This window comes from Kitasatospora sp. NPDC030952 (assembly GCF_055571335.1).
This window is the reverse complement of the sequence record NZ_JBVIFM010000003.1, coordinates 340,588-360,128: the sequence shown is the minus strand read 5'-3', so window position 1 is coordinate 360,128 and position 19,541 is coordinate 340,588. Positions and strand designations below refer to the sequence as shown.

General features: G+C 73.7%; 21 protein-coding genes. 11 read left to right on the top strand and 10 right to left on the bottom strand.

What is annotated here, in order from left to right:
• Positions 1-50: 50 nt before the first annotated feature.
• Complete coding sequence (locus ACZ47G_RS09205; protein WP_465740795.1) at positions 51-854, bottom strand: hypothetical protein; 804 nt, start codon at positions 852-854, stop codon at positions 51-53.
• Positions 855-1,163: 309 nt separating this feature from the next.
• The gene (locus ACZ47G_RS09200; RefSeq protein ID WP_465740794.1) at positions 1,164-2,231 is read right to left on the bottom strand and encodes a VldE C-terminal domain-containing protein; all 1,068 of its coding nucleotides are present in this window, start codon (positions 2,229-2,231) and stop codon (positions 1,164-1,166) included.
• Positions 2,232-2,389: 158 nt separating this feature from the next.
• Here ACZ47G_RS09200 and dapE point away from each other — a divergent pair, with 158 nt between their 5' ends.
• Both dapE and ACZ47G_RS09190 read left to right on the top strand, forming a co-directional pair.
• A complete protein-coding gene (gene dapE, locus ACZ47G_RS09195; RefSeq protein ID WP_465740793.1) occupies positions 2,390-3,466 on the top strand; it encodes a succinyl-diaminopimelate desuccinylase in 1,077 nt (358 codons plus the stop codon).
• 126 nt (positions 3,467-3,592) lie between these two features.
• Entirely contained in the window at positions 3,593-4,402 is an 810-nt protein-coding gene (locus ACZ47G_RS09190) for an LOG family protein (protein WP_465740792.1), read from the top strand.
• Positions 4,403-4,498: 96 nt separating this feature from the next.
• Here the strand turns inward: ACZ47G_RS09190 and folP are convergent, their stop codons facing one another.
• Complete coding sequence (folP, locus tag ACZ47G_RS09185) at positions 4,499-5,311, bottom strand: dihydropteroate synthase (RefSeq protein WP_465740891.1); 813 nt, start codon at positions 5,309-5,311, stop codon at positions 4,499-4,501.
• 180 nt (positions 5,312-5,491) lie between these two features.
• Here folP and ACZ47G_RS09180 point away from each other — a divergent pair, with 180 nt between their 5' ends.
• Positions 5,492-5,920: a DivIVA domain-containing protein gene (locus tag ACZ47G_RS09180; protein ID WP_380457862.1), complete on the top strand. Its 429-nt coding sequence runs from the start codon at positions 5,492-5,494 to the stop codon at positions 5,918-5,920.
• Positions 5,921-5,925: 5 nt separating this feature from the next.
• On the top strand, positions 5,926-6,516 hold the full coding sequence (locus tag ACZ47G_RS09175; RefSeq protein ID WP_465740890.1) for a DNA-3-methyladenine glycosylase I: 591 nt from the start codon (positions 5,926-5,928) through the stop codon (positions 6,514-6,516).
• On the opposite strand, the gene ACZ47G_RS09170 is transcribed toward ACZ47G_RS09175, so the two are convergent.
• Positions 6,513-7,313: an enoyl-CoA hydratase-related protein gene (locus ACZ47G_RS09170; protein WP_380457860.1), complete on the bottom strand. Its 801-nt coding sequence runs from the start codon at positions 7,311-7,313 to the stop codon at positions 6,513-6,515. The two genes, ACZ47G_RS09175 and ACZ47G_RS09170, sit on opposite strands and share 4 nt — an antisense overlap.
• A 296-nt stretch (positions 7,314-7,609) precedes the next feature.
• Between ACZ47G_RS09170 and ACZ47G_RS09165 the strand changes: the two genes are divergently transcribed.
• Positions 7,610-7,777, top strand: coding sequence for a DUF3117 domain-containing protein (locus ACZ47G_RS09165; protein WP_188303543.1), 168 nt, complete (start codon positions 7,610-7,612; stop codon positions 7,775-7,777).
• Between the two features lie 117 nt (positions 7,778-7,894).
• Here the strand turns inward: ACZ47G_RS09165 and ACZ47G_RS09160 are convergent, their stop codons facing one another.
• Positions 7,895-8,527, bottom strand: a complete 633-nt coding sequence (locus ACZ47G_RS09160) for an O-methyltransferase (RefSeq protein WP_189915839.1) — start codon at positions 8,525-8,527, stop codon at positions 7,895-7,897.
• Positions 8,528-8,815: 288 nt separating this feature from the next.
• Here ACZ47G_RS09160 and sigE point away from each other — a divergent pair, with 288 nt between their 5' ends.
• The 4 genes from sigE (at position 8,816) to ACZ47G_RS09140 (ending at position 12,011) form a co-directional block, all read left to right on the top strand.
• Entirely contained in the window at positions 8,816-9,544 is a 729-nt protein-coding gene (gene sigE / locus ACZ47G_RS09155; RefSeq protein WP_465740791.1) for an RNA polymerase sigma factor SigE, read from the top strand.
• Positions 9,541-10,572 (top strand): anti-sigma factor family protein, encoded by a 1,032-nt coding sequence (locus ACZ47G_RS09150; protein WP_465740790.1) that lies wholly within the window; start codon positions 9,541-9,543, stop codon positions 10,570-10,572. The genes sigE and ACZ47G_RS09150 overlap by 4 nt, the downstream gene beginning before the upstream one ends.
• Positions 10,573-10,697: 125 nt before the next feature.
• Complete coding sequence (locus ACZ47G_RS09145) at positions 10,698-11,132, top strand: sec-independent translocase (protein WP_465740789.1); 435 nt, start codon at positions 10,698-10,700, stop codon at positions 11,130-11,132.
• 201 nt (positions 11,133-11,333) lie between these two features.
• The gene (locus ACZ47G_RS09140; protein ID WP_465740788.1) at positions 11,334-12,011 is read left to right on the top strand and encodes a hypothetical protein; all 678 of its coding nucleotides are present in this window, start codon (positions 11,334-11,336) and stop codon (positions 12,009-12,011) included.
• A 293-nt stretch (positions 12,012-12,304) separates the two neighbouring features.
• On the opposite strand, the gene ACZ47G_RS09135 is transcribed toward ACZ47G_RS09140, so the two are convergent.
• The 4 genes from ACZ47G_RS09135 to ACZ47G_RS09120 form a co-directional block, all read right to left on the bottom strand.
• Positions 12,305-13,465 carry an Mrp/NBP35 family ATP-binding protein gene (locus ACZ47G_RS09135; protein WP_465740787.1) on the bottom strand — a complete coding sequence of 387 codons (1,161 nt, stop codon included), beginning with the start codon at positions 13,463-13,465 and terminating at the stop codon, positions 12,305-12,307.
• A gap of 56 nt (positions 13,466-13,521) precedes the next feature.
• The gene (locus ACZ47G_RS09130; protein ID WP_465740786.1) at positions 13,522-14,157 is read right to left on the bottom strand and encodes a DUF1003 domain-containing protein; all 636 of its coding nucleotides are present in this window, start codon (positions 14,155-14,157) and stop codon (positions 13,522-13,524) included.
• On the bottom strand, positions 14,147-15,451 hold the full coding sequence (locus ACZ47G_RS09125) for a magnesium transporter MgtE N-terminal domain-containing protein (protein WP_465740785.1): 1,305 nt from the start codon (positions 15,449-15,451) through the stop codon (positions 14,147-14,149). Before ACZ47G_RS09125 ends, ACZ47G_RS09130 begins: the two co-directional genes overlap by 11 nt.
• 138 nt (positions 15,452-15,589) lie before the next feature.
• On the bottom strand, positions 15,590-16,129 hold the full coding sequence (locus ACZ47G_RS09120) for a hypothetical protein (protein WP_465740784.1): 540 nt from the start codon (positions 16,127-16,129) through the stop codon (positions 15,590-15,592).
• A 219-nt stretch (positions 16,130-16,348) separates the two neighbouring features.
• On the opposite strand from ACZ47G_RS09120, the gene ACZ47G_RS09115 reads away from it, so the two are divergent.
• Entirely contained in the window at positions 16,349-17,278 is a 930-nt protein-coding gene (locus ACZ47G_RS09115) for a DMT family transporter (RefSeq protein WP_465740783.1), read from the top strand.
• A 19-nt stretch (positions 17,279-17,297) separates the two neighbouring features.
• On the opposite strand, the gene corA is transcribed toward ACZ47G_RS09115, so the two are convergent.
• Positions 17,298-18,419: a magnesium/cobalt transporter CorA gene (corA, locus tag ACZ47G_RS09110; protein ID WP_465740782.1), complete on the bottom strand. Its 1,122-nt coding sequence runs from the start codon at positions 18,417-18,419 to the stop codon at positions 17,298-17,300.
• 418 nt (positions 18,420-18,837) lie between these two features.
• Between corA and ACZ47G_RS09105 the strand changes: the two genes are divergently transcribed.
• Positions 18,838-19,479, top strand: coding sequence for a suppressor of fused domain protein (locus tag ACZ47G_RS09105; RefSeq protein ID WP_465740781.1), 642 nt, complete (start codon positions 18,838-18,840; stop codon positions 19,477-19,479).
• Positions 19,480-19,541: the final 62 nt, after the last annotated feature.

Here is a 19,541-nt window from a genome sequence, read left to right as displayed (position 1 = left end):
CGGAAGGGGCCGGGGTTCCGAACGGAACCCCGGCCCCTTCGGCGTCGGGACTACAGCGGCAGGCCGCTGATGCTGCCGCCGTTCACGCCGCCCAGCAGGCCGCCGACCGGGCCGAGCGCGCCGGTCAGGCCGGACAGCGGGTTGTTCGGGCCGAGGTCGGCGCCGCCGAGCCGGTTGGCCGAGCCGTGCTCCGCCAGGCCCAGCACGTCGGTGCCGGGCAGGCCGCCGGGCAGCGCGTGCTCGACCGGGCCGAGCGGCAGGGCGCGCTCGACCGCGCTGGTCGGCAGCGCGTCGGTGACGGTGTTGGTGGCGGGGACGGCGCCGGAGAGCTTGTCGGCGCCGGGCAGCGCGTGGGCGAGCGCGCCCGCCTGGCCGAGGCCGCCGACCGGGCTGGTGCCGGCTTCGGCGCTGCGGGTGCCCATGCCCTTGCCGGTCACGGCCTCGCCGAGCTTGCCGGCCAGGGCCGAGGCGACCTTCGGGGTGACGGCGGAGAGCTGGCCGGTGGTGGCGGCGGTCTGGTCGACCGGCGCCGTCAGCGAGCTGGCCTTCTCGTTCGCCTCGGGGAGCTGGTGGGCGACGATGTTGCCGGCGGCGTCGGCGGAGGCCGGTACACCCGCGGCGACGGTGGCGGCGCCGGTGGTGCCGGCCGCCTGGCCGAGCTGGTGGGTGGTGTGCTGCAGGGTGGAACCGGTGTCGGTGTTGGTCAGCTGGCCCAGCGGCGCCGCGAGGTCGCTCTTGGGAAGCAGGGCGTCCCCGCCCAGTGCGGACGCGGAGCCGGCCGCGACCAGCGGGGTCGCTCCGGCGGCCACGACGAGCGCGGCCTGGGCGATCCGGCGCGTGAGGGGGTGAGACATGAGGCTCCTCGAAGGGGTCTGGGTCCGTCCCGTCCGCCGGGCGGACGACCCGGGTGCGGACGGGACCTGGCGGACGACGTTGTTACCGCTTGAGAAGCCAGAAGGTTTCGGCCGGTGCAAGGAAAAAGCCTGACCGACGATCAGATCGTAGGACCGCAGGGGTGGCCTTCCCGGACCCCGCGGGAGGCCGTCGGACCGGCTCCGGCCAAGGGAAGTGACGGTTCTCCGGTCGGGGTCGCCGGAACGGGCGGCCGGTCCACCGCAGTTGACCGGAATCACCCGTCCGGCGGCAACCCGAACGTGTGTCCGTCAGCCCTTCCCGTACGGGGCCAGAGTGACCTGGACGAGCTTGGTGGACGTCCCCGAGGTCTGGTTCTGCCAGCCGTCCTCGGACTCGGACTTGCGCCAGATCTTCCCGTCGTAGGCGACCGTCGCGATGCCCAGCTGCTGGGCCTGGGCGACCGCCCAGTGGGCCACCTCCCAGCCGCTGGCCCGCTCGGCGCCCGCCCCCGCGTCGGCCCCGGTGTCCGCCGAGGTGGTCAGCGCGGCGGTGGCCGGGTCCGGGGTCAGCGCGACGGCGTTTTGCGCGCCCTTGATCGTCGAGGCGTAGCCGGCGGCCGGGGTGACCGTCTTGCCGAACTCCCGGCGCACCCGGTCCGACAGCACCTGGGTGCGGTCCGGCTGGGCGGCCGGGGTGGCCGAGGCGCCGGCGGTCGGCGACGGCGAGTCGGCCGGGTCCGGCTTGGCGTAGTCCTTCACCACGCAGCTGAACGAGGCGGGCTCCCGGCCGGCCAGCGCCGAGGTGAGCAGGGTCGCCTTGGTCTCGTGCTTGGCGTACGCCTGCGGGTAGCCGCTCTTCTGCACCGCCTGGGCCGCGTCGGTCAGCGGCATCCTGGTGTAGCCGGGGACCTTGATCAGGCCGTCCAGGAACTTGTTGGTCGCGTACACCGGGTCCGCGATCTGGTCCGGGGTGCCCCAGCCCATCGAGGGCCGCTGCTGGAACAGGCCGATCGAGTCCCGGTCGCCGCCCGCGAGGTTGCGCAGCTTGGACTCCTGCATCGCGGTCGCCAGCGAGATCGCCGTCGCCCGGTCCGGCAGCCCGCGCGCACGCGCCACCGCGGCGATCGTCGCCGCGTTGGCGGCCTGCGGCAGCTCCAGCGTGCCGCTGCCGGCCGCGGTCTTCACCGTGCACTCCTCCGAGGCGCCCTGCCGGAACCCGAACCACCAGATCCCGACCACCGCCAGGCCCGCGACCATCGCCAGGCCCAACAGCCCGACCAGCACGAGCAACAGCGCACGCACCGGACCGCGGCGGCGGGGCGCCACATCATCGCCCAGCTCCTCGCCCAGCTCATCGCTGTGCCTTCTCCTGGCCACCGTCGCCCCTCTCGCGCCCTGCCTGCTTGATCCGACACCGTACCCACTCGGACGGATGTGCGGCGCACTCCGGTTGCCGATCCACGGGCGTTCCGCGTCACAGGACGACCACGCCGGGTGCACGACCGCCGGGCCGGGACACGCCCTAGGCTGGCGCCATGAGCAGCCCGAACCCGACGCCCCTGGACCTGACCCTCGACGGCGGCACGCTGACCGCCCGGCTCGTCGACTTCCCCTCGGTGAGCGGCGACGAGCAGGCACTCGCCGACGCCGTCGAGGCCGCCCTGCGCGGCTACCCCCACCTGACCGTGGACCGCCACGGCAACAACGTGGTGGCCCGCACCAACCTGGGCCGCGCCGAACGCGTCGTGCTGGCCGGCCACCTGGACACCGTGCCGATCGCCGACAACCTGCCCTCGTACGTCGACGGCGACCTGCTCTACGGCTGCGGCACCTCGGACATGAAGTCCGGTGTGGCGGTGGCGCTGCGGCTCGCCGCCACCCTGCCCGAGCCCAACCGCGACCTCACCTACGTGTTCTACGACTGCGAGGAGGTGGAGGCCGACCGCAACGGCCTCGGCCACCTCGCCAAGGACCACCCGGACTGGCTGGCCGCCGACTTCGCGGTGCTGATGGAGCCCAGCGGCGCCATGGTCGAGGGCGGCTGCCAGGGCACCCTGCGGGCCCAGCTGCGGCTCACCGGCGTGCGCGCCCACGCGGCCCGCAGCTGGCTCGGCGACAACGCCATCCACCACGCCGCCGAGGCGCTCACCCGGCTGGCGAACTACCGGCCGCGCCGGGTGGAGATCGACGGCCTGGAGTACCGCGAGGGCCTCAACGCGGTGCGGATCGACGGCGGTGTGGCCGGCAACGTGATCCCGGACGAGTGCGTGATCACCATCAACTTCCGCTACGCGCCGGACCGCAGCGAGGCCGAGGCGGAGAAGCACGTCCGCGAGGTCTTCGACGGCTTCGAGCTGACCGTGACCGACTTCGCCCCGGGCGCCCTCCCCGGCCTCTCCCAGCCCGCCGCCCAGGCCTTCCTGGCGGCCACCGGCGGCCAGGCCCGCGCCAAGTTCGGCTGGACCGACGTCGCCCGGTTCAGCGCGCTAGGCGTCCCGGCGGTCAACTACGGCCCCGGCGACCCGAACTACGCGCACAAGCGGGACGAGCACTGCTCGCTGACCGCCATCGCCGAGACCGAGGCCCGGCTGCGCGCCTGGCTGACCAGCTGACCAGCTGACCAGCCGAACATAAAACGTTCGAGGCCGATCCGTCCGGGTCGAACGCCATCTTCCGGTTGCCCAACCGACCTTCCCCCGTTGCCTGAAAACGGGGGAGGGCGGGCGTAGGGTTTCGTCATGACAGGCACAGGAGACGACAAGCACTACGGACACGGCCCCGAGCAGGTCGGCGTGCCGCGGAAGAAGAAGGCCTGGCCCGAGAAGCAGAAGGGCCCGGTGCTGGTGCGCCGGGACCAGGTCGGCACCAGCACCACGGACCAGCGCCTGCTGGACACCACCGGTCCCACCGACTGGCTGCACACCGACCCCTGGCGGGTGCTGCGGATCACCTCCGAGTTCGTCGAGGGCTTCGGCGCCCTCGCCGAACTCCCGCCCGCGATCAGCGTGTTCGGCTCGGCCCGGACCCCGGCGGACTCTCCCGAGTACGAGGCCGGGGTGGCCATCGGCCGGGCCCTCGCCGAGGCCGGCTACGCGGTGATCACCGGCGGCGGCCCGGGCGCGATGGAGGCCGCCAACCGCGGCGCCTCGGAGGGCGGCGGCCTCAGCGTCGGGCTCGGCATCGAGCTGCCCTTCGAGCAGGGCCTCAACGAGTTCGTCGACCTCGGGCTGAACTTCCGCTACTTCTTCGTCCGCAAGACGATGTTCGTGAAGTACGCGCAGGGCTTCGTGGTCCTGCCCGGCGGACTCGGCACGCTGGACGAGCTGTTCGAGGCGCTCACCCTGGTGCAGACGAGGAAGGTCACCCGGTTCCCGGTGATCCTCTTCGGCAGCGCCTACTGGGGCGGCCTCTACGAGTGGCTGAAGAACACCCTGGTCGCCCAGGGCAAGGCGGCCCCGCACGACCTGGAGCTGTTCCACATCACCGACGAGATCGACGAGGTCCTGAAGATCCTCGCCGAGGCCCGCCGGCCCGCCGACGAGATCTAGCGCGAGCGAGCGCCAGAGGGAGGCGAACCGAGCGCCAGATGCTCAGGCGAGCGAGCGTCAGAAAGAGGCGAGCGAGCGCCGGAGGAGGGGAAAGCCTCAGGCCAGCCCCCGGCGGGCGACCGCCGGGGGGCGGGTGCCCCGGATCGAGGCGACCATGTCCAGCACCTGGCGGGTCTCCTCGACCTGGTGCACCCGGTAGACCTGGGCGCCCAGCCAGGCCGAGACCGCCGTGGTGGCCAGGGTGCCGAGCAGCCGCTCGTTCACCGGCCGGTCCAGGGTCTCGCCGACGAAGTCCTTGTTGGAGAGCGAGACCAGCACCGGGAAGCCGGTCGCGGTCATCTCCGGCAGCCGCCGGGTGGCCTCCAGCGAGTGCCGGGTGTTCTTCCCGAAGTCGTGCCCCGGGTCGATGATCACCGCGTCCCGGCGGACGCCCAGCTCCACCGCCCGCTCGGCCAGTCCGACGGTGACCCGCAGGATGTCCGCCATCACGTCCTCGTACCCGGCCCGGTGCGGCCGGGTGCGCGGCTCGGCGCCGCCCGCGTGGGTGCAGACCAGCCCGGCGTCGTACCGGGCGGCCACCTCGGCGAGCCGGGGATCTACCCCGCCCCAGGCGTCGTTCAGCAGGTCCGCGCCCACCTCGCAGACCGCCTCGCCGACCTCGTGCCGCCAGGTGTCCACGCTGATCACCGCCTCGGGGTGGCGCTCGCGCAGCTCGGCCACGAACGGCACGGTGCGCCGCAGTTCCTCCTCGACCGTGACCTCGTCGCCCGGGCCGGCCTTCACCCCGCCGATGTCCAGGATCGCCGCGCCCTGGGCCATCGCGCGGTCGGCGGCGGCGAAGGCGGCCTCGTCGGCGAAGGTCGCGCCCTTGTCGAAGAACGAGTCGGGGGTCCGGTTCACGATGGCCATGATCACCAGCTCGTCGTCACCGAATTCGCGCGGTCCCAGGCGCAGTGCCACCGATGTCTCCTCCACAGCTCCTGCGGGTGCGATGATGGCCCCCGGCCTCACTAGGGACCATGCTGTCATGATCAGCCCGGTTCCCTGGCACCTCGGAGGAGGCCGACCGGGAGTTCGGGAGGACAGCTCGTGTTCTGGGTGATCGTGGTCGCCATGGCCGTGGTGGTCGGCGGCGCCGCGCTGGTGGCGCTCGGCGGTGGCGGCTCGATGCCGGAGGCGGTGCCGGACCGCATCGCCGCCCGGCTGCCGCAGGACCGGCCGCTGACCAAGACGGACGTGGACGAGCTGCGCCTGCCGATGGCCGTGCGGGGCTACCGGATGGACGAGGTGGACGACGTCCTGGACCGCCTCGGCGCCGAACTCGCCTACCGCGACTCGCGGATCGCCGAGCTGGAGGCCGCCGCCCACCTGCGCGGCGCGGTCGAGGCCGGCACCGCCCCCGACCCGGCCGCCGAACCGCTGCCCGGCCTGGAGCAGTTCGCCGCGGTGGTCGAGCCCGCGGTGGCGCTCACCAAGTCGCAGGCCCCCGAGGACGCGAAGCCGGTGAAGGAGAAGTGACCGCGGTGATCGACGGCGCCGTCCTCGGCGCGGACGGCCTGCGCCGCTGCGGCTGGGGCGACTCCACCGACGACTACCGGGTCTACCACGACACCGAGTGGGGCCGGCCGGTGCACGGCGACGACGCCCTGTTCGAACGGGTCTGCCTGGAGGCCTTCCAGTCCGGCCTGTCCTGGCTGACCATCCTGCGCCGCCGGGAGGGCTTCCGGGCCGCGTTCGCGGGCTTCGAGATCGGCAAGGTCGCCGAGTTCGGCGAGGCCGACAAGGAGCGGCTGCTCGCCGACGCCGGCATCATCCGCAACCGGGCCAAGATCGAGGCGGCGATCGCCAACGCCCGGGTCGCCCGCGACCTGGACGGCGGCCTCGACGCGCTGATCTGGCAGTTCGCCGCCGCCCCGGACCGGCCGGCCCCGCGCACACTGGGCGAGGTGCCGGCCGTCACCCCCGAGTCGACGGCGCTGGCGAAGGCACTGAAGAAGGCGGGCTTCCGCTTCGTCGGCCCGACCACCGCCTACGCCCTGATGCAGGCCTGCGGTCTGGTCGACGACCACCTGGCGGACTGCCACGTCCGCGCCGGCGGGGCGAACAGGCCCTAGCGGCCCACGTACTCGGGCTTCTCCTTGGCGATGAAGGCGCGCACCGCGATCCGGTGGTCCTCGCTCTCCCCGGCCAGGGTCTGCAACTCGTCCTCCTTGTCGAGCAGTTCGTCCAGCGAGTGCGAGGCGCCGTACGCCAGCGACTCCTTGATGGCGCCGTAGGCCACCGTCGGGCCCGCGGCCAGCTCGCGGGCGAAGACCCGTGCGGTGGCGGCGAGTTCGTCGGCCGGTACGACCTTGGTGGCCAGGCCCAGCTCCATCGCCTCGGCGGCCTTGACCGTCCGGGGCAGCATCAGCAGCTCGGTGGCCTTGGCGTGCCCGACCAGCCGGGGCAGCGTCCAGGACGCGCCGGAGTCGGCGGTCAGGCCGATCCCGGCGAAGGCGGTGTTGAAGCCGGCCCGGTCGGAGAGGATCCGGAAGTCGCAGGCGAAGGCGAGCGAGGCGCCCGCGCCGGCCGCCACCCCGCCGACCGCGGCGACGGTCGGCTTGCGCATCCCGGCCAGCGCGCGGGTCAGCGGGTTGTAGTGCTCGGCGACGGTCCGCAGCGCGCCCTCGCCGGTCTCCTCGAAGCGCTTCAGCAGCGCCAGATGCTCGTTGAGGTCCTGTCCGACGCAGAACGCCCGCTCGCCGGCCCCGGTCAGCAGCACCGCCCGCACCGCCGGGCTCCCGGCGGCCTCGGTCACGGCGTCGCGCAGCGCGACCTTGGTGGCCACGTCCAGGGCGTTCATCGCCTCCGGGCGGTTGATGGTGATGACGGCCAGGCCGCCGTCCAGCTCGTACAGCACGGAATCGGACATGGGGGAGGGCTCCCTAAACGGTCGTCGCGTCGGTGGTCGTGCCAGGATGCCGGAGCGGAGGGCCGCCTGGGGAGTGTGAGGTATCGCACCTTCCGGTGGTGCCCCCACCGCCGCCACGCCGGGGCTTATGACGCCAATTGCGACGGTTGCGGCCGGTCCGGCCGTGGATGCACCGAGAGTGATGTTGGTCATCAGGCCGTGGCATGCGGGATAATGGCTTCCGATCAATGCGTTCGATACCGGCGGTGGACGGACTGCCGGTGCGTAGCTGAGCGGTTGCAGGAAGGGGAACGAGCATGGCGGCCATGAAGCCGCGGACGGGTGACGGCCCGCTCGAAGTCACCAAAGAGGGGCGGGGCATCATCATGCGCGTTCCGCTCGAAGGCGGCGGACGCCTCGTGGTGGAGCTCACGCCTGACGAGGCCGACGCCCTGGGCGATGCCCTGAAGAAGGTCACCGGCTGACCGCAGCGGGTGCTCGCCGTCTCCTGGAGACGTACTGCCGGGCCCGGGTACGACGTCACGTCGTACCCGGGCCCGTGCGTTCTCCCGGTGCCCCCGCGGGCCCCGGGGCGTGCCCGGCTAGCGCTTGACGGCGCAGAGCAGTCCGTCCGAGACCGGCAGCAGCGCGGGCAGCAGCGCCTCGCTCTCCCGGACGTCCCGGACGAGGTCGCGAACCGCGCCGGTCTGCGGGTCCTGCAGCTCGGGCTCGGCGAGCCGGCCCTCCTGGAAGACCCCCTCGAAGCAGACCATCCCGCCCGGCCGCAACAGTCGCAGCGACTCCAGCAGGTACTCGCGGGACTCGGCCGGGTCCCCGTCGCAGAACACCAGGTCGTACTGGCCGTCGGCGAGCCGGGGCAGCACGTCCAGGGCCCGGCCCGGTATGAATCGCGAGCGGTTGGCCGCGAACCCGGCCGCCTGGTAGGCCTCGCGGGCCAGTTGCTGGCGCACCGGCTCGGAGTCGACGGTGGTGAGCACGCCGTCCGGCCGCATTCCGCGCAGCAGGTAGACCCCGGACACCCCGGTGCCGGTGCCGATCTCGGCCACCGCCTTGGCGTCCAGGGCGGCGGCCAGCAGGCGCAGGCAGGCCCCGCCGCTCGGCCCGATGGCCCGTATCCCGGTCCTCGCGGACTGGGCCCGGGCGTAGGTCAGCACCGCGTCCTCGCCCACGTAGGTGTCGGCGAGGGCCGCGCGCGCGGGCCCGAACTCGCTGATGGCTGCCTCTTTCGGAGCCCCGGGTGGCGGCCCGGTGCGGGGGGATGTCGATATTTCCTGCCACAGGTTACTGGCCGGGCGGGAACCGCGTACGGCGGCGGGCCGTTGTCACTGAGGACCGGGTGCGCAAGACCTCCCGGACACTTTTATCCGGGCTTGACGGGTGAGGTGGATATGGTGGTGGCCCTGCTGGGCAGAAGAGCCGACCGAGGAGGTGTGGCCGAGGGCGACGTCCCTGTGCGGCGGCACTTCCGCGGCACCGCGTCGGCCCGTACGCCGAAGCCCGTGATGAACCAGCCTGCGCACTCCGACCTGGACCAGCCCGCCGCCGAGACGCCGGCCGCCGGTACCACCGAGGCCCCTGTCCTCGCGACCTTCGCCGAAGGTCCCGACGCGCAGACCTGGACTCCTCCCACGTGGGAGGAGATCGTCGAGGCCCACAGCGCCCGCGTCTACCGCCTGGCCTACCGCCTGACGGGCAACCAGCACGACGCCGAGGACCTCACCCAGGAGGTCTTCGTCCGGGTGTTCCGTTCGCTGTCCACCTACACCCCCGGCACGTTCGAGGGCTGGCTGCACCGGATCACCACCAACCTGTTCCTGGACATGGTCCGCCGCCGCCAGCGCATCCGCTTCGACGCGCTCGGCGAGGACGCGGCCGAGCGGCTCGCCTCCCGCGAGCCCAGCCCGGCCCAGCACTTCAGCGACACCCACTTCGACGCCGACGTGCAGCAGGCCCTGGACACCCTCGCCCCGGAGTTCCGCGCCGCCGTGGTGCTCTGCGACATCGAGGGCCTCTCCTACGAGGAGATCGCCGCCACGCTGGGCGTCAAGCTCGGTACCGTCCGCAGCCGCATCCACCGCGGCCGCTCCCACCTGCGCGCCGCGCTCAAGCACCGCGCCCCCGGCTCGGCCCCGGGCCGCGAGCGCCGCGGCGGCTCGGAGGAGCCGGTGCCGGTCGGCGTCGCCGCCGAGGCCGCGACTGCGCCCGGCGGGCGCGGACGGAGGCGATCGTGAGCGGAACCAGCCGGTCCGGCCCGGACCGTTCGGATGCGTCCGACCGGTCCTCGGCCTGGCGGAGCTGGGCACTGCCGGGCCGTCGCGGCACCGGGGACCAGGCGCTCGGCGAACCCGGCGACCCCCTGCTGCCCGCCCTCCCGCTGCCCGCCGACACGGCACTGCGCGCGGTGCCCGTACGGCCCGCCGAACCCGCGGCCGAGGAGCACCACCTCGGCGACCGGCTGTCCGCCTTCCTGGACGGCGAACTCGGCCACGACTCCCGCGAGCGGGTCCTGGCCCACCTGGCGACCTGCCCGCAGTGCAAGGCCGAGGCCGACGAGGGCCGCTCCGTCAAACACCTGCTGACCCGCACCGACAACCCCGGCCCCTCCTCCGCGCTGATGGCCCGGCTGATGGCCGTCGGCAGCCTCCCGGAGGACGCCCCGGCGGACGCCGACTGGCCGCCGCGCGGGCGCGGCCGGGACGACGACGACCTGCCCGGCGGCGGAATGGGCGCCACCGGCACCCTCGGCGGCAGCCGGCTCGACGGCGGCTCCTTCGGCCGCGGCGCCGGCGCCTCCTTCGGCGCGGGCGCGCTCGGTGCCGACACCCCCGTCCCCGGGGTCGACCCGCGCGCCTTCGGCCGCGGCTCGGTGCTGCGGCCGCTGATGGGGCGCCGCACCGCCCGTCCGGAGGCCGTCGCCCGGCCCGACCGCGCCGCTGCCCGTCCGCAGCCCGCCGCGGCCGTCGTACGCCCCTCCGCGGCCCGCGGCCGCCGACTGGTGTTCGCCGCCGCCGGCGCCTTCTCGGTCGCCGCGGTCACGCTCGGCGGCGTCGGGGGGCTCACCCAGGGCGAGGAGCAGCACGGCACCACGGTCAGCCCGGTGGGCGGCACCACCGGCCGCACCGGCCTGGTCCCGATGAACGCCCAGGTCCCGGTGGACTTCCCGGGCCGCCCGGTGGCCGCCACCCGCGAGGCGGAGCCGTCCTCCTCCCCGGAGCGCTACCCCGGCAGCATCGCCGCCCTGCGCCAGCAGATCCGTTAGCGAACCCCTTCGCGCGCCCAGGCCACCGGCCGGTCTTTACCACGGCTTCATCCCGCCGTGGGCCAGGGACCCGCCGGTGGCCATTACCCTGTAGGAACCGTCGTCCGACGAGCTAGGGAGCAAAGGTGTTCAGCGACGTAGGTGGGCTGGAGATCCTGACCCTGATCGTGATGGCGATCATCATCTTCGGCCCCGACAAGCTGCCGAAGCTGATCCAGGACACCATGGGCTTCATCCGGAAGATCCGTTCCTTCGCCGACAACGCGAAGGAGGACATCCGCAGCGAGCTCGGGCCCGAGTTCAAGGACTTCGAGTTCGAGGACCTCAACCCCAAGACCTTCGTCCGCAAGCAGCTCATGGGCGACCAGCAGGACCCGCTGGGCCTGAAGGACATGAAGGAGTCGCTCGACATCCGCTCCGTGCTGGACGACAAGCCGGCCGCGCCGGTGAACGGCCGGGCGGGCAGCGTGAGTTTCGACAAGGCCGCCCCGGCGCCCGCCTCCGCCGGCGCCCCGCTGCAGCCCGGCGAGCGGCCCCCGTTCGACCCCGACGCGACGTAGCGGCACCGACACCACCGCCCCGCCCGGCCGCCCGGCTGAGCGGGGCGGCGGCGTGCGCGCCGCTATTGTGCTGATTGTTCCCGCTGAGCCGTCCGTCACATCCGCGTCCGCGCGGACCAGGAACGGCCCCCGGGAACGCCGAGGTACGCCACCATGGGAGCGCGCCACGGCAGGCACACGTGCGTTTGAGGAGGCCCGGGGATGGACGCGACGAGTCAGGCGGGAGGGGCGACGGTCACGGCCGGCGGCCCGGTGGTCGGCGGGCAGGCAGGCCCGGCGGACCCGCTGGTGCCCTACCTGTCCGCCGACTTCCCCTGGTACGGCCTGGACGACGGCTGGACCGGCCGCCGCTACCTGATGCAGGCCGGCGCCGGCGTCCCCCGCGGCGGAACGGCCGGCAGCGTCGACTACGGCACCCTCGGCCACGGCGACGAGCCCGCCAAGCAGTTCGAGCCGCGCGACGTACGGAAGTTCGCCGTCGTGGTCACCGTCGCCCGCCGGGACAGCCGCCGCAGCGCCGACAACACCGGCACGCTGGAGGCGACCTCCGCCTCCTCCGCCGCCTGGCTGGCCGGCTCCGGCCTGCTCGCCGCTACCTGGCCGGGCCAGCTGGACCGCACGCTGCGCCAGGACTGGCTGGACCAGCAGAGCAACCTGGCCTGGGACCTCGCCGACGACCTGGCCGGCCCCGGCTGGTCCACCCTGAGCCTGCCGGTCAACGGCCTGCCGCAGCCGTTCCGCTACCGCGAGTCCGAGTACGGCTGGGTGCTGGCGGGCGAGGCCCCCGGCGTGCTGCTCGGCGCCTTCGGCCGGGGCGTCAGCGCCTACGGCGTCGGCTTCGCCACCGTCCCCGACCTGGGCGGCTACGCCCGCCCGTAGGGCCTCTGGGGACGCCGAGGGCCCGGGTGGAGATCCACCCGGGCCCTCTGGCAGTCAGTCGCCCGCTCGCCTCCGGGGCGCTCTTGGCCCGGTGCCGACGGTCGGCGCTCCCTCGCTCGTGCCTCGCTCCGTCGCTTCTCCCTTTCGGCACCGGCGCGCCCCTTCGGCTCGGGGCGGGTGCTCGCCCGCTCGCCCGTCCGCCCGCTCGGGGCGGGTGCTCGCCCGTCCGCCCGCTCGGGGCGGGTGCTCGCCCGCTCGCCCGTCCGCCTGCTCGGGGCGGGGGAGGTACGGCCTCAGAACTTGTTCTTGGGCGTCAGGCCCAGCGACATGCCGGAGAGTCCGCGCTGGCGGCCGCCGAGCTTGCCGGCCACGGCGCGCAGGGCGGTGCCGGCCGGGGAGTCGGGGGCGGCCAGGACGACCGGGCGGCCGTCGTCGCCGCCCTCGCGCAGCCGGACGTCGATCGGGATCGAGCCGAGCACCGGGACGGTCGCGCCGACCGTGCGGGTGAGCGCGTCCGCGACGGTCTGGCCGCCGCCGGTGCCGAAGACGTCGATCATCTCGTCGCAGTGCGGGCACGGCATGCCGGACATGTTCTCGATCACGCCGACGATCTTCTGGTGGGTCTGCACCGCGATGGTGCCGGCCCGCTCGGCCACCTCGGCGGCGGCCATCTGCGGGGTGGTGACGATCAGGATCTCGGCGTTGGGGACCAGCTGGGCCACCGAGATCGCGATGTCGCCGGTGCCGGGCGGCAGGTCCAGCAGCAGCACGTCCAGGTCGCCCCAGTACACGTCGGCGAGGAACTGCTGAAGCGCCCGGTGCAGCATCGGGCCGCGCCACACCACCGGGGCGTTGCCCGGGGTGAACATGCCGATCGAGATGACCTTCACGCCGTTCGCCTGCGGCGGCATGATCATGTCCTGGACCTGGGTCGGGCGGCCCTCGACACCCAGCATGCGCGGCACGCTGTGGCCGTAGATGTCGGCGTCCACGACGGCGACCTTCAGCCCGTCCGCGGCCATCGCGGCGGCCAGGTTGACCGTCACCGAGGACTTGCCGACGCCGCCCTTGCCGGAGGCGACGGCGTAGACGCGGGTCAGCGTGCCCGGCTTGGCGAACGGGATCTCCCGCTCGGGGGCGCCGCCGCGCAGCAGCTGGGAGAGCTCCTTGCGCTGCTCGTCGCTCATCACGTCCAGCTCGACCTCGACGCCGGTCACGCCGGGCACCCTGCCGACCGCCTCGCGGACCCGGGTGACGATGGTGTCGCGCATCGGACAGCCGGAGACGGTCAGGTAGACCGCGACGCTCACCGCGCCGTCCTCGGCGATCCCGACCGATTTCACCATGCCGATCTCGGTGATCGGGCGGTTGATCTCCGGGTCGTTGACGGTCGCCAGCGCCTGGCGTACGGACTCTTCCGTGACGCCGGCCGCGACCTCTGTCTCGTTGGCCATGCCTTGATGGTACGGCGCCCGGCGAACCGGTTAACCGGCCGGTAGCGTGCCGAGGGTCACAACGACTCGGCCGCGCCCCGCCGTTCGTCCATCTCCTTGAGCAGCGACTGCAGCTCGGAGCGGATGAAGTCACGGGTGGCCACCTCGCCGAGCCCGTGCCGCAGGGCGGCGACCTCGCGGGCCAGGTACTCGGTGTCGGCGATGTTGCGGTCGCTGCGGGCGCGGTCCTGCTCCATGTTGACGCGGTCCCGGTTGTCCTGCCGGTTCTGCGCCAGCAGGATCAGCGGCGCCGCGTACGAGGCCTGCAGCGACAGCGCCAGGGTGAGGAAGATGAACGGGTACTCGTCGAACCGCAGGCCGGCCGGCAGCAGGGTGTTCCACCCTATCCAGACCACGACGAACACCGTCATCCAGACGATGAACCGCCCGGTGCCGAGGAAGCGGGCGATCCGCTCCGACAGCACGCCGAAGGCCTCGGGGTCGTAGGACGGCAGGCTCAGCAGGCCCGGCCGGGCGGTGCGCGGCTGGTCGAGGCGGGTGCGGTTGGAGCCGGTGATGGGGGAGGTCTCCAGGCGGTCCCGGCCGATGCCCTCGCGGGTGCGCAGTTCGCGCAGCTGGCGCAGTTCCCGCAGTTCGCCCTGCAGGCGCCGGCGCGCGGACTCGCCGGGTCGTCCGTTGCGGTCACCGTCCACCGGTCGTCTCCTCCCTCTCGTCGTGCCGGGTCTCCTCGTCGTCCCGGGCGTGCAGCGCGGCGTCGCGCCAGTCGTCGGGCAGCAAGTGGTCGAGCACGTCGTCGACGGTCACCGCGCCGAGCAGGTGGTCGGCCTCGTCCACGACCGGCGCGGCCACCAGGTTGTACGTCGCCAGGTAGCTGGTGACCAGCGGCAGCGGGGTGTCCGGCGGCAGCGCGTCCAGGTCGTCGTCCACCAGCGAGCCGACCAGGACGTACGGGGGCTCGCGCAGCAGCCGCTGGAAGTGCACCGCGCCCAGGTACTTGCCGGTCGGGGTCTCGTTCGGGGGCCGGCAGACGTACACCTGGGCGGCCAGCGCGGGCTTGTGGTCGCGGATCCGGATCCGGGCCAGCGCCTCGGCGACCGTCGCGTCCGGCTCCAGGACGATCGGCTCGGTGGTCATCAGACCGCCGGCGGTGTCCTCCTCGTAGGACAGCAGGCGGCGGACCGGCTCGGCCTCCTCCGGCTCCATCAGCCCGAGCAGCCGCTCGGCCTCGTCGCCGGGCAGCTCGGAGAGCAGGTCGGCGGCGTCGTCCGGGTCCATCGCCTCCAGGACGTCGGCCGCCCGCTCTCCCTTGAGCTTGCCGATGATCTCGACCTGGTCGTCCTCGGGCAGCTCCTCCAGGACGTCCGCGAGCCGCTCGTCGGGCAGCGCGGCGGCCACCTCGGCGCGGCGCTTGGCGGACAGGTGGTGCATCACGCTGGCGAGGTCGGCCGGGCGCAGCTGCTCGAAGGTGGCGAGCAGGTTGGCCGCGCCCTGGTCCTGCTCGGGCAGCGCGAAGCCGGTGACGTCCTGCCAGTCCAGGGTGAGCCGCTCGCCCTTGCCCTTGCGCAGCCGGGAGGCCCGGCCGACCTGGACGAAGACCTTGCTGACCTCCCACTCGCGCAGCCGGGTCTGCACCATGCCGACGTCCAGCACGGTGACGTCCTCACCGGTCTTGGACCAGGTGACGGTGCGGTCCAGCAGCTCGGCCAGCACCAGGGTCTCGGACGGGCGCTGCTCGAAGCGGCGCAGGTTGATCAGGCCGGTGGCGAGCACCTGGCCGGACTCCAGGCTGGTCACCCTGGTCATCGGCAGGAAGATCCGGCGCCGGCCGACGACCTCGACCACCAGGCCCAGCACCCTCGGCGGGCGCCCGCCCAGGCGCAGCGACACGACCACGTCCCGGACCCGTCCGACCTGGTCGCCGTTCGGGTCGAAGACCGCGATGGCGGAGAGATGGGAGATGAAGACCCGGGTACCTGGCCCTGCCATGAACTCCCTCGACTCGCTCGACCTGCTCGACGCCGTACGGTGCGCGCCACGGCGCACGTTCGGCCAAGGCTACCCGCGCGGCGTACGCCCGGCCCGGTGAGGCACGGTAGCGACCCCAGGAGTCCTGGGCGTGAACCTTTAGCGGCGCTTGAACAGCAGTTTGGGCAGCCCGGCCGGGATCGGGCGGCGGGTGGTGGCCGGGGTGGGCATCGGCTGGGCGGCGTGCGAGCCGTCCGGCATGGCGCCCGGGCGCTCGGTCAGCGCCCCGACCGGCCGCAGCCGCAGCACCCGGCACTCGCGCGCCCAGCGCTCGGCGATGGTGTCGGTGTCGGGCGCGTTCAGCCGCTTGCCCTTGAGCTCCTCGACGGCGCCCAGCCAGGCCTCGCCGTTCGGCTCCAGCTCGACCACCTCGGCGTTCCAGCCGGTCAGCCGGCCGCCCTTGTCCTTGCTGCGCACGGTGATCACGGCGCCGGCGCCCGCGGTCAGGCCGTGCAGCGGCTGCTCGCCGCCGTCGCCGACCACCACCACCGCGCCGTCGTGCCAGGCGTGCCACAGCGGGCGGGACTGCGCCTCGCCGTCCGCGCGCACCCAGAGCAGACCGGACTTCTTCGCGGCCTCCTCCAGCAGGGCCTGGTCGAGGAAGTCGTCGGCGGTGGGGGCGGCGGAGTTGCGGTCCATGGCGGACAGCGTACGGGTTTCCGGCCCGTCCCCGTCGGCCGGCCGGGCGCGGTGGTCAGGTCGGACGGGCGCGGTGGTGGCGCAGGACGGGCACGGTGGTCAGGTCGGACGGCCAAGCTGGTCCCGCCGGATGTCTCAGCCGCCGGGCGACAGTTCCATTACCGGGCCACGGGCCTTACCGTATGAGCGCCCCGCCCCCGCGACCAGCGAAGGAGCGCCGTGCCCGCCGCCCGGCCCGCGACCGCCCCCGCCCCAGCCACCGCCGCCGACCCGCGGTCCGCGCACCCGCTCCCCAGCCTCGACCTGCTGCTGCTCGCCGTCTCGATCGGCGGCATCTCCTTCTCCGGCCCGCTGATCTCCGCCACCGCCGCGCCCGCGCTGGCCATCGCCTTCTGGCGCAACGTCATGTCGGTCGGCGTCCTCGGCCCGTACGCGCTGCTGCGCCACCGCGCCGAACTGCGCGGCATCGGCCGGCGGGCGCTGCTGCTGGCGGTCGCCGCCGGGGTGCTGCTCGCGGTGCACTTCGCGCTCTGGATGCCCAGCCTGCGGATGACCTCGGTGGCCTCCGCCACCGCGCTGGTCACCACCACCCCGCTGTGGACGATCCTGCTGATGCGGCTGTTCGGCGTCCGGGCGCCCCGGATGGTCTGGCTCGGCACTGTCGTCGCCTTCGCGGGCGTGCTGGTGCTGACCGGCGTGGACCTCTCGATGTCCCCGCGGGCCCTGCTCGGCGACGCCCTGGCGCTCGCCGCCGGCCTGGCCGCGGCCGGGTACATGCTGCTCGGCGCCGAGGTCCGCAAGACCGTCAGCACCACCGCGTACACCCTGGTCTGCTACGCGACCACGGCGGTCGGCCTGCTGGCGATCTGCCTGGTCACCGGGACCGGGCTGGTCGGCTGGTCGGCCGGGGCCTGGTGGCAGATCGTGCTGCTGATGGTCACCGCGCAGCTGCTCGGGCACTCGCTGAGCAACCGGGTGGTGCGCACCCTCGGCCCGTCGATCACCTCCACCGCGATCCTGCTGGAGACCCCGGGCGCGGCCCTGATCGCCGCCCTGTGGCTGGGGCAGTGGCCCCCGGCGGCCGCCTACCCGGCGGTGGTGCTGATCCTGCTCGGCCTGGTCCTGGTCGCCCGCGGCGGGCGGCGCTGATCGCCTCCCGGGGACGGGGCTACAGCCAGCCGTTGCGGCGGAAGCCCCGGTACATCCCGACGCAGATCAGCGCGATCGCGCCGAGCACCATCGGGTAGCCGTACGCGTGGTGCAGTTCGGGCATGTAGTCGAAGTTCATCCCGTACACGCCGGTGATCATGGTGGGCACCGCGAAGATCGCCGCCCAGGCGGTGATCTTGCGCATGTCCTCGTTCTGCGCCACCGACACCTGCGCCAGGTTCGCCTGGAGCAGCGAGTTCAGCAGCTCGTCGAAGCCGTGCACCTGCTCGGTGACCCGGGCCAGGTGGTCGGCGACGTCCCGGAAGTACTTCTGGATGTCCGGGTCCACCAGGCGCTGCACCGGCTCGGACAGCTGCTGCATCGGGCGCAGCAGCGGCACCACCGCGCGCTTGAACTCCAGTACCTCGCGCTTGAGTTGGTACACCCGGCCGACGTCCGCGCTGCGCGCGCCCTTGGCCGAGAAGACGCCGTACTCGATCTCGTCCACGTCGTTCTGCAGCCGCTCGGCGACCAGCAGGTAGTTGTCCACCACGTGGTCGGCGATCGCGTGCAGCACCGCGGCCGGGCCCTTGGCGAGCAGTCCGGCCTCGTCCGCGTCCGCCTCCAGCCGGTGCCGCAGCTCCTGCAGCGAGCCGTGGCCGCCGTGCCGCACCGTGATGACGAAGTCCCGCCCGGCGAAGACCATCAGCTCGCCGGTCTCCACCACCTCGCTGGTGGGCGTGAGTTGGTCGTGCTCGACATAGCGGATGGTCTTGAAGACGGCGAACAGCACGTCGTCGTAGCGCTCCACCTTGGGCCGCTGGTGGGCGTGCACCGCGTCCTCCACCGCGAGCGGGTGCAGGCCGAACCGCTGGGCGATGCCCTCGAACTCAGCGCCGGTCGGCTCGTGCAGCCCGATCCAGCTGAACGACCCCGCGGTGTCCGTGAGTTGGTGCGCGGCCTTGACCCGGCGGGCGGCCTCGCGCGGGCTGCAGGCCTCGCCGTTGCGCCGGCCGTGCTGGTAGACGGCACAGTCCACGACCGCCGAGCCGGTGCCCTCGGGCACGGTGTCGTACACCCCGGCGGCACCCCGGCGACGGTTGGTGCGGACGGCGGCGCGCAGGCTGTTGATCATCGACATGGCAGGCTCCCTGAAGCAGGAGCCGTCGCACGGCGGCGCGGAAAGAACCGCGGGCAGGGCCGTGGTGCGACGGCGAGGAACACCGGTGAAGGGGATGAGGGTGCTCTCCCGGCCGGTCCGTCCGCCGCCTACCCGCGCCCGGGCCGCTACGGCTGGATCAGCCGGTACGGCCTGCGAGGCGAGGGATGCGGGGAAGTCGGGGCCGGGCAGAGCTGCCGGTACTGCATGGTCGGCCGGTATCCACCGCAACCACCTCCTTCGCGCCGCCGCCCCGGGACGAACGATCCCGGTGGCCAGTCGCTCACCCTAACAGCTGACCGGGCATCGGCGCCCCGGCGTTTCCCCGCCCTTTGCCGGTCGGTCTTAGCCCGTACGCCCCCGCGCGGACCGCGATTCCGCCCGGGTTACGCTCACCGGCATGGCGCACGACTTCCCGTCCTTCGGTGACCCTCACGGCGGCAGCTCCCCGGAACTCACCCGGGAGGCGGTGCTGGCCGCCGTCGAGGCCCGGCTGATCTCGACCTTCGGCGAGCCGAGCGGCCGAGCCGCCGTCACCTTCCTCGGCACCGACCGGATCGAGGTGCTGCGCTTCGGCCCGGACGCCGACGGACTGGTCCGCTACGCGACGCTCGGGATGTCCGCCGCCCCGATGGCCGACCCGACCGCGCTGGTCGCCGACCAGCTGCGCGGCCCCCGCGTCGAACTGGTGCTGACGGTGCGCGGCGGGAGCGACGGCGTGCTGCGCAGCCTCGCCACCTTCGCCGCGACCCCGCAGGTCGAGGGCCTGGTGGTGGCCCCGGGCGGCTCGCTGGACCTCGGCGCCCCGCTCTGGGACGGCGCCCCCTTCACCTCGGTGCTGGCCGCCGAGCCGGGCGGCCTGGTCGAGGACCTGGAACTGGCCGAGCCCGCCGAGCCGGTGCGCTTCCTGCCGCTGCTGCCGATGACGCCCAACGAGGCCGGCTGGAAGCGGGTGCACGGCGCGGCCGCGCTGCAGGAGCGCTGGCTGAACCAGGGCACCGACCTGCGCGACCCGCGGCGGCGCGGCGTCAAGCTCGACTGATCCCCGGCCTCGACCGATCCCGGACCTGGCCTCGACCGATCCCCGTCCCGGCCTCGACCGGG

What these genes read in the sequence shown, in the direction of transcription:
- ACZ47G_RS09205 (WP_465740795.1), bottom strand. Translation starts at nt 854, where the DNA reads ATGTCTCACCCCCTCACGCGCCGGATCGCCCAGGCCGCGCTCGTCGTG.
- dapE (WP_465740793.1), top strand. Translation starts at nt 2,390, where the DNA reads ATGAGCAGCCCGAACCCGACGCCCCTGGACCTGACCCTCGACGGCGGC.
- ACZ47G_RS09190 (WP_465740792.1), top strand. Translation starts at nt 3,593, where the DNA reads ATGACAGGCACAGGAGACGACAAGCACTACGGACACGGCCCCGAGCAG.
- folP (WP_465740891.1), bottom strand. Translation starts at nt 5,311, where the DNA reads ATGGCCATCGTGAACCGGACCCCCGACTCGTTCTTCGACAAGGGCGCG.
- ACZ47G_RS09170 (WP_380457860.1), bottom strand. Translation starts at nt 7,313, where the DNA reads ATGTCCGATTCCGTGCTGTACGAGCTGGACGGCGGCCTGGCCGTCATC.
- ACZ47G_RS09165 (WP_188303543.1), top strand. Translation starts at nt 7,610, where the DNA reads ATGGCGGCCATGAAGCCGCGGACGGGTGACGGCCCGCTCGAAGTCACC.
- sigE (WP_465740791.1), top strand. Translation starts at nt 8,816, where the DNA reads ATGAACCAGCCTGCGCACTCCGACCTGGACCAGCCCGCCGCCGAGACG.
- ACZ47G_RS09140 (WP_465740788.1), top strand. Translation starts at nt 11,334, where the DNA reads ATGGACGCGACGAGTCAGGCGGGAGGGGCGACGGTCACGGCCGGCGGC.
- ACZ47G_RS09135 (WP_465740787.1), bottom strand. Translation starts at nt 13,465, where the DNA reads ATGGCCAACGAGACAGAGGTCGCGGCCGGCGTCACGGAAGAGTCCGTA.
- ACZ47G_RS09125 (WP_465740785.1), bottom strand. Translation starts at nt 15,451, where the DNA reads ATGGCAGGGCCAGGTACCCGGGTCTTCATCTCCCATCTCTCCGCCATC.
- ACZ47G_RS09120 (WP_465740784.1), bottom strand. Translation starts at nt 16,129, where the DNA reads ATGGACCGCAACTCCGCCGCCCCCACCGCCGACGACTTCCTCGACCAG.
- corA (WP_465740782.1), bottom strand. Translation starts at nt 18,419, where the DNA reads ATGTCGATGATCAACAGCCTGCGCGCCGCCGTCCGCACCAACCGTCGC.
- ACZ47G_RS09105 (WP_465740781.1), top strand. Translation starts at nt 18,838, where the DNA reads ATGGCGCACGACTTCCCGTCCTTCGGTGACCCTCACGGCGGCAGCTCC.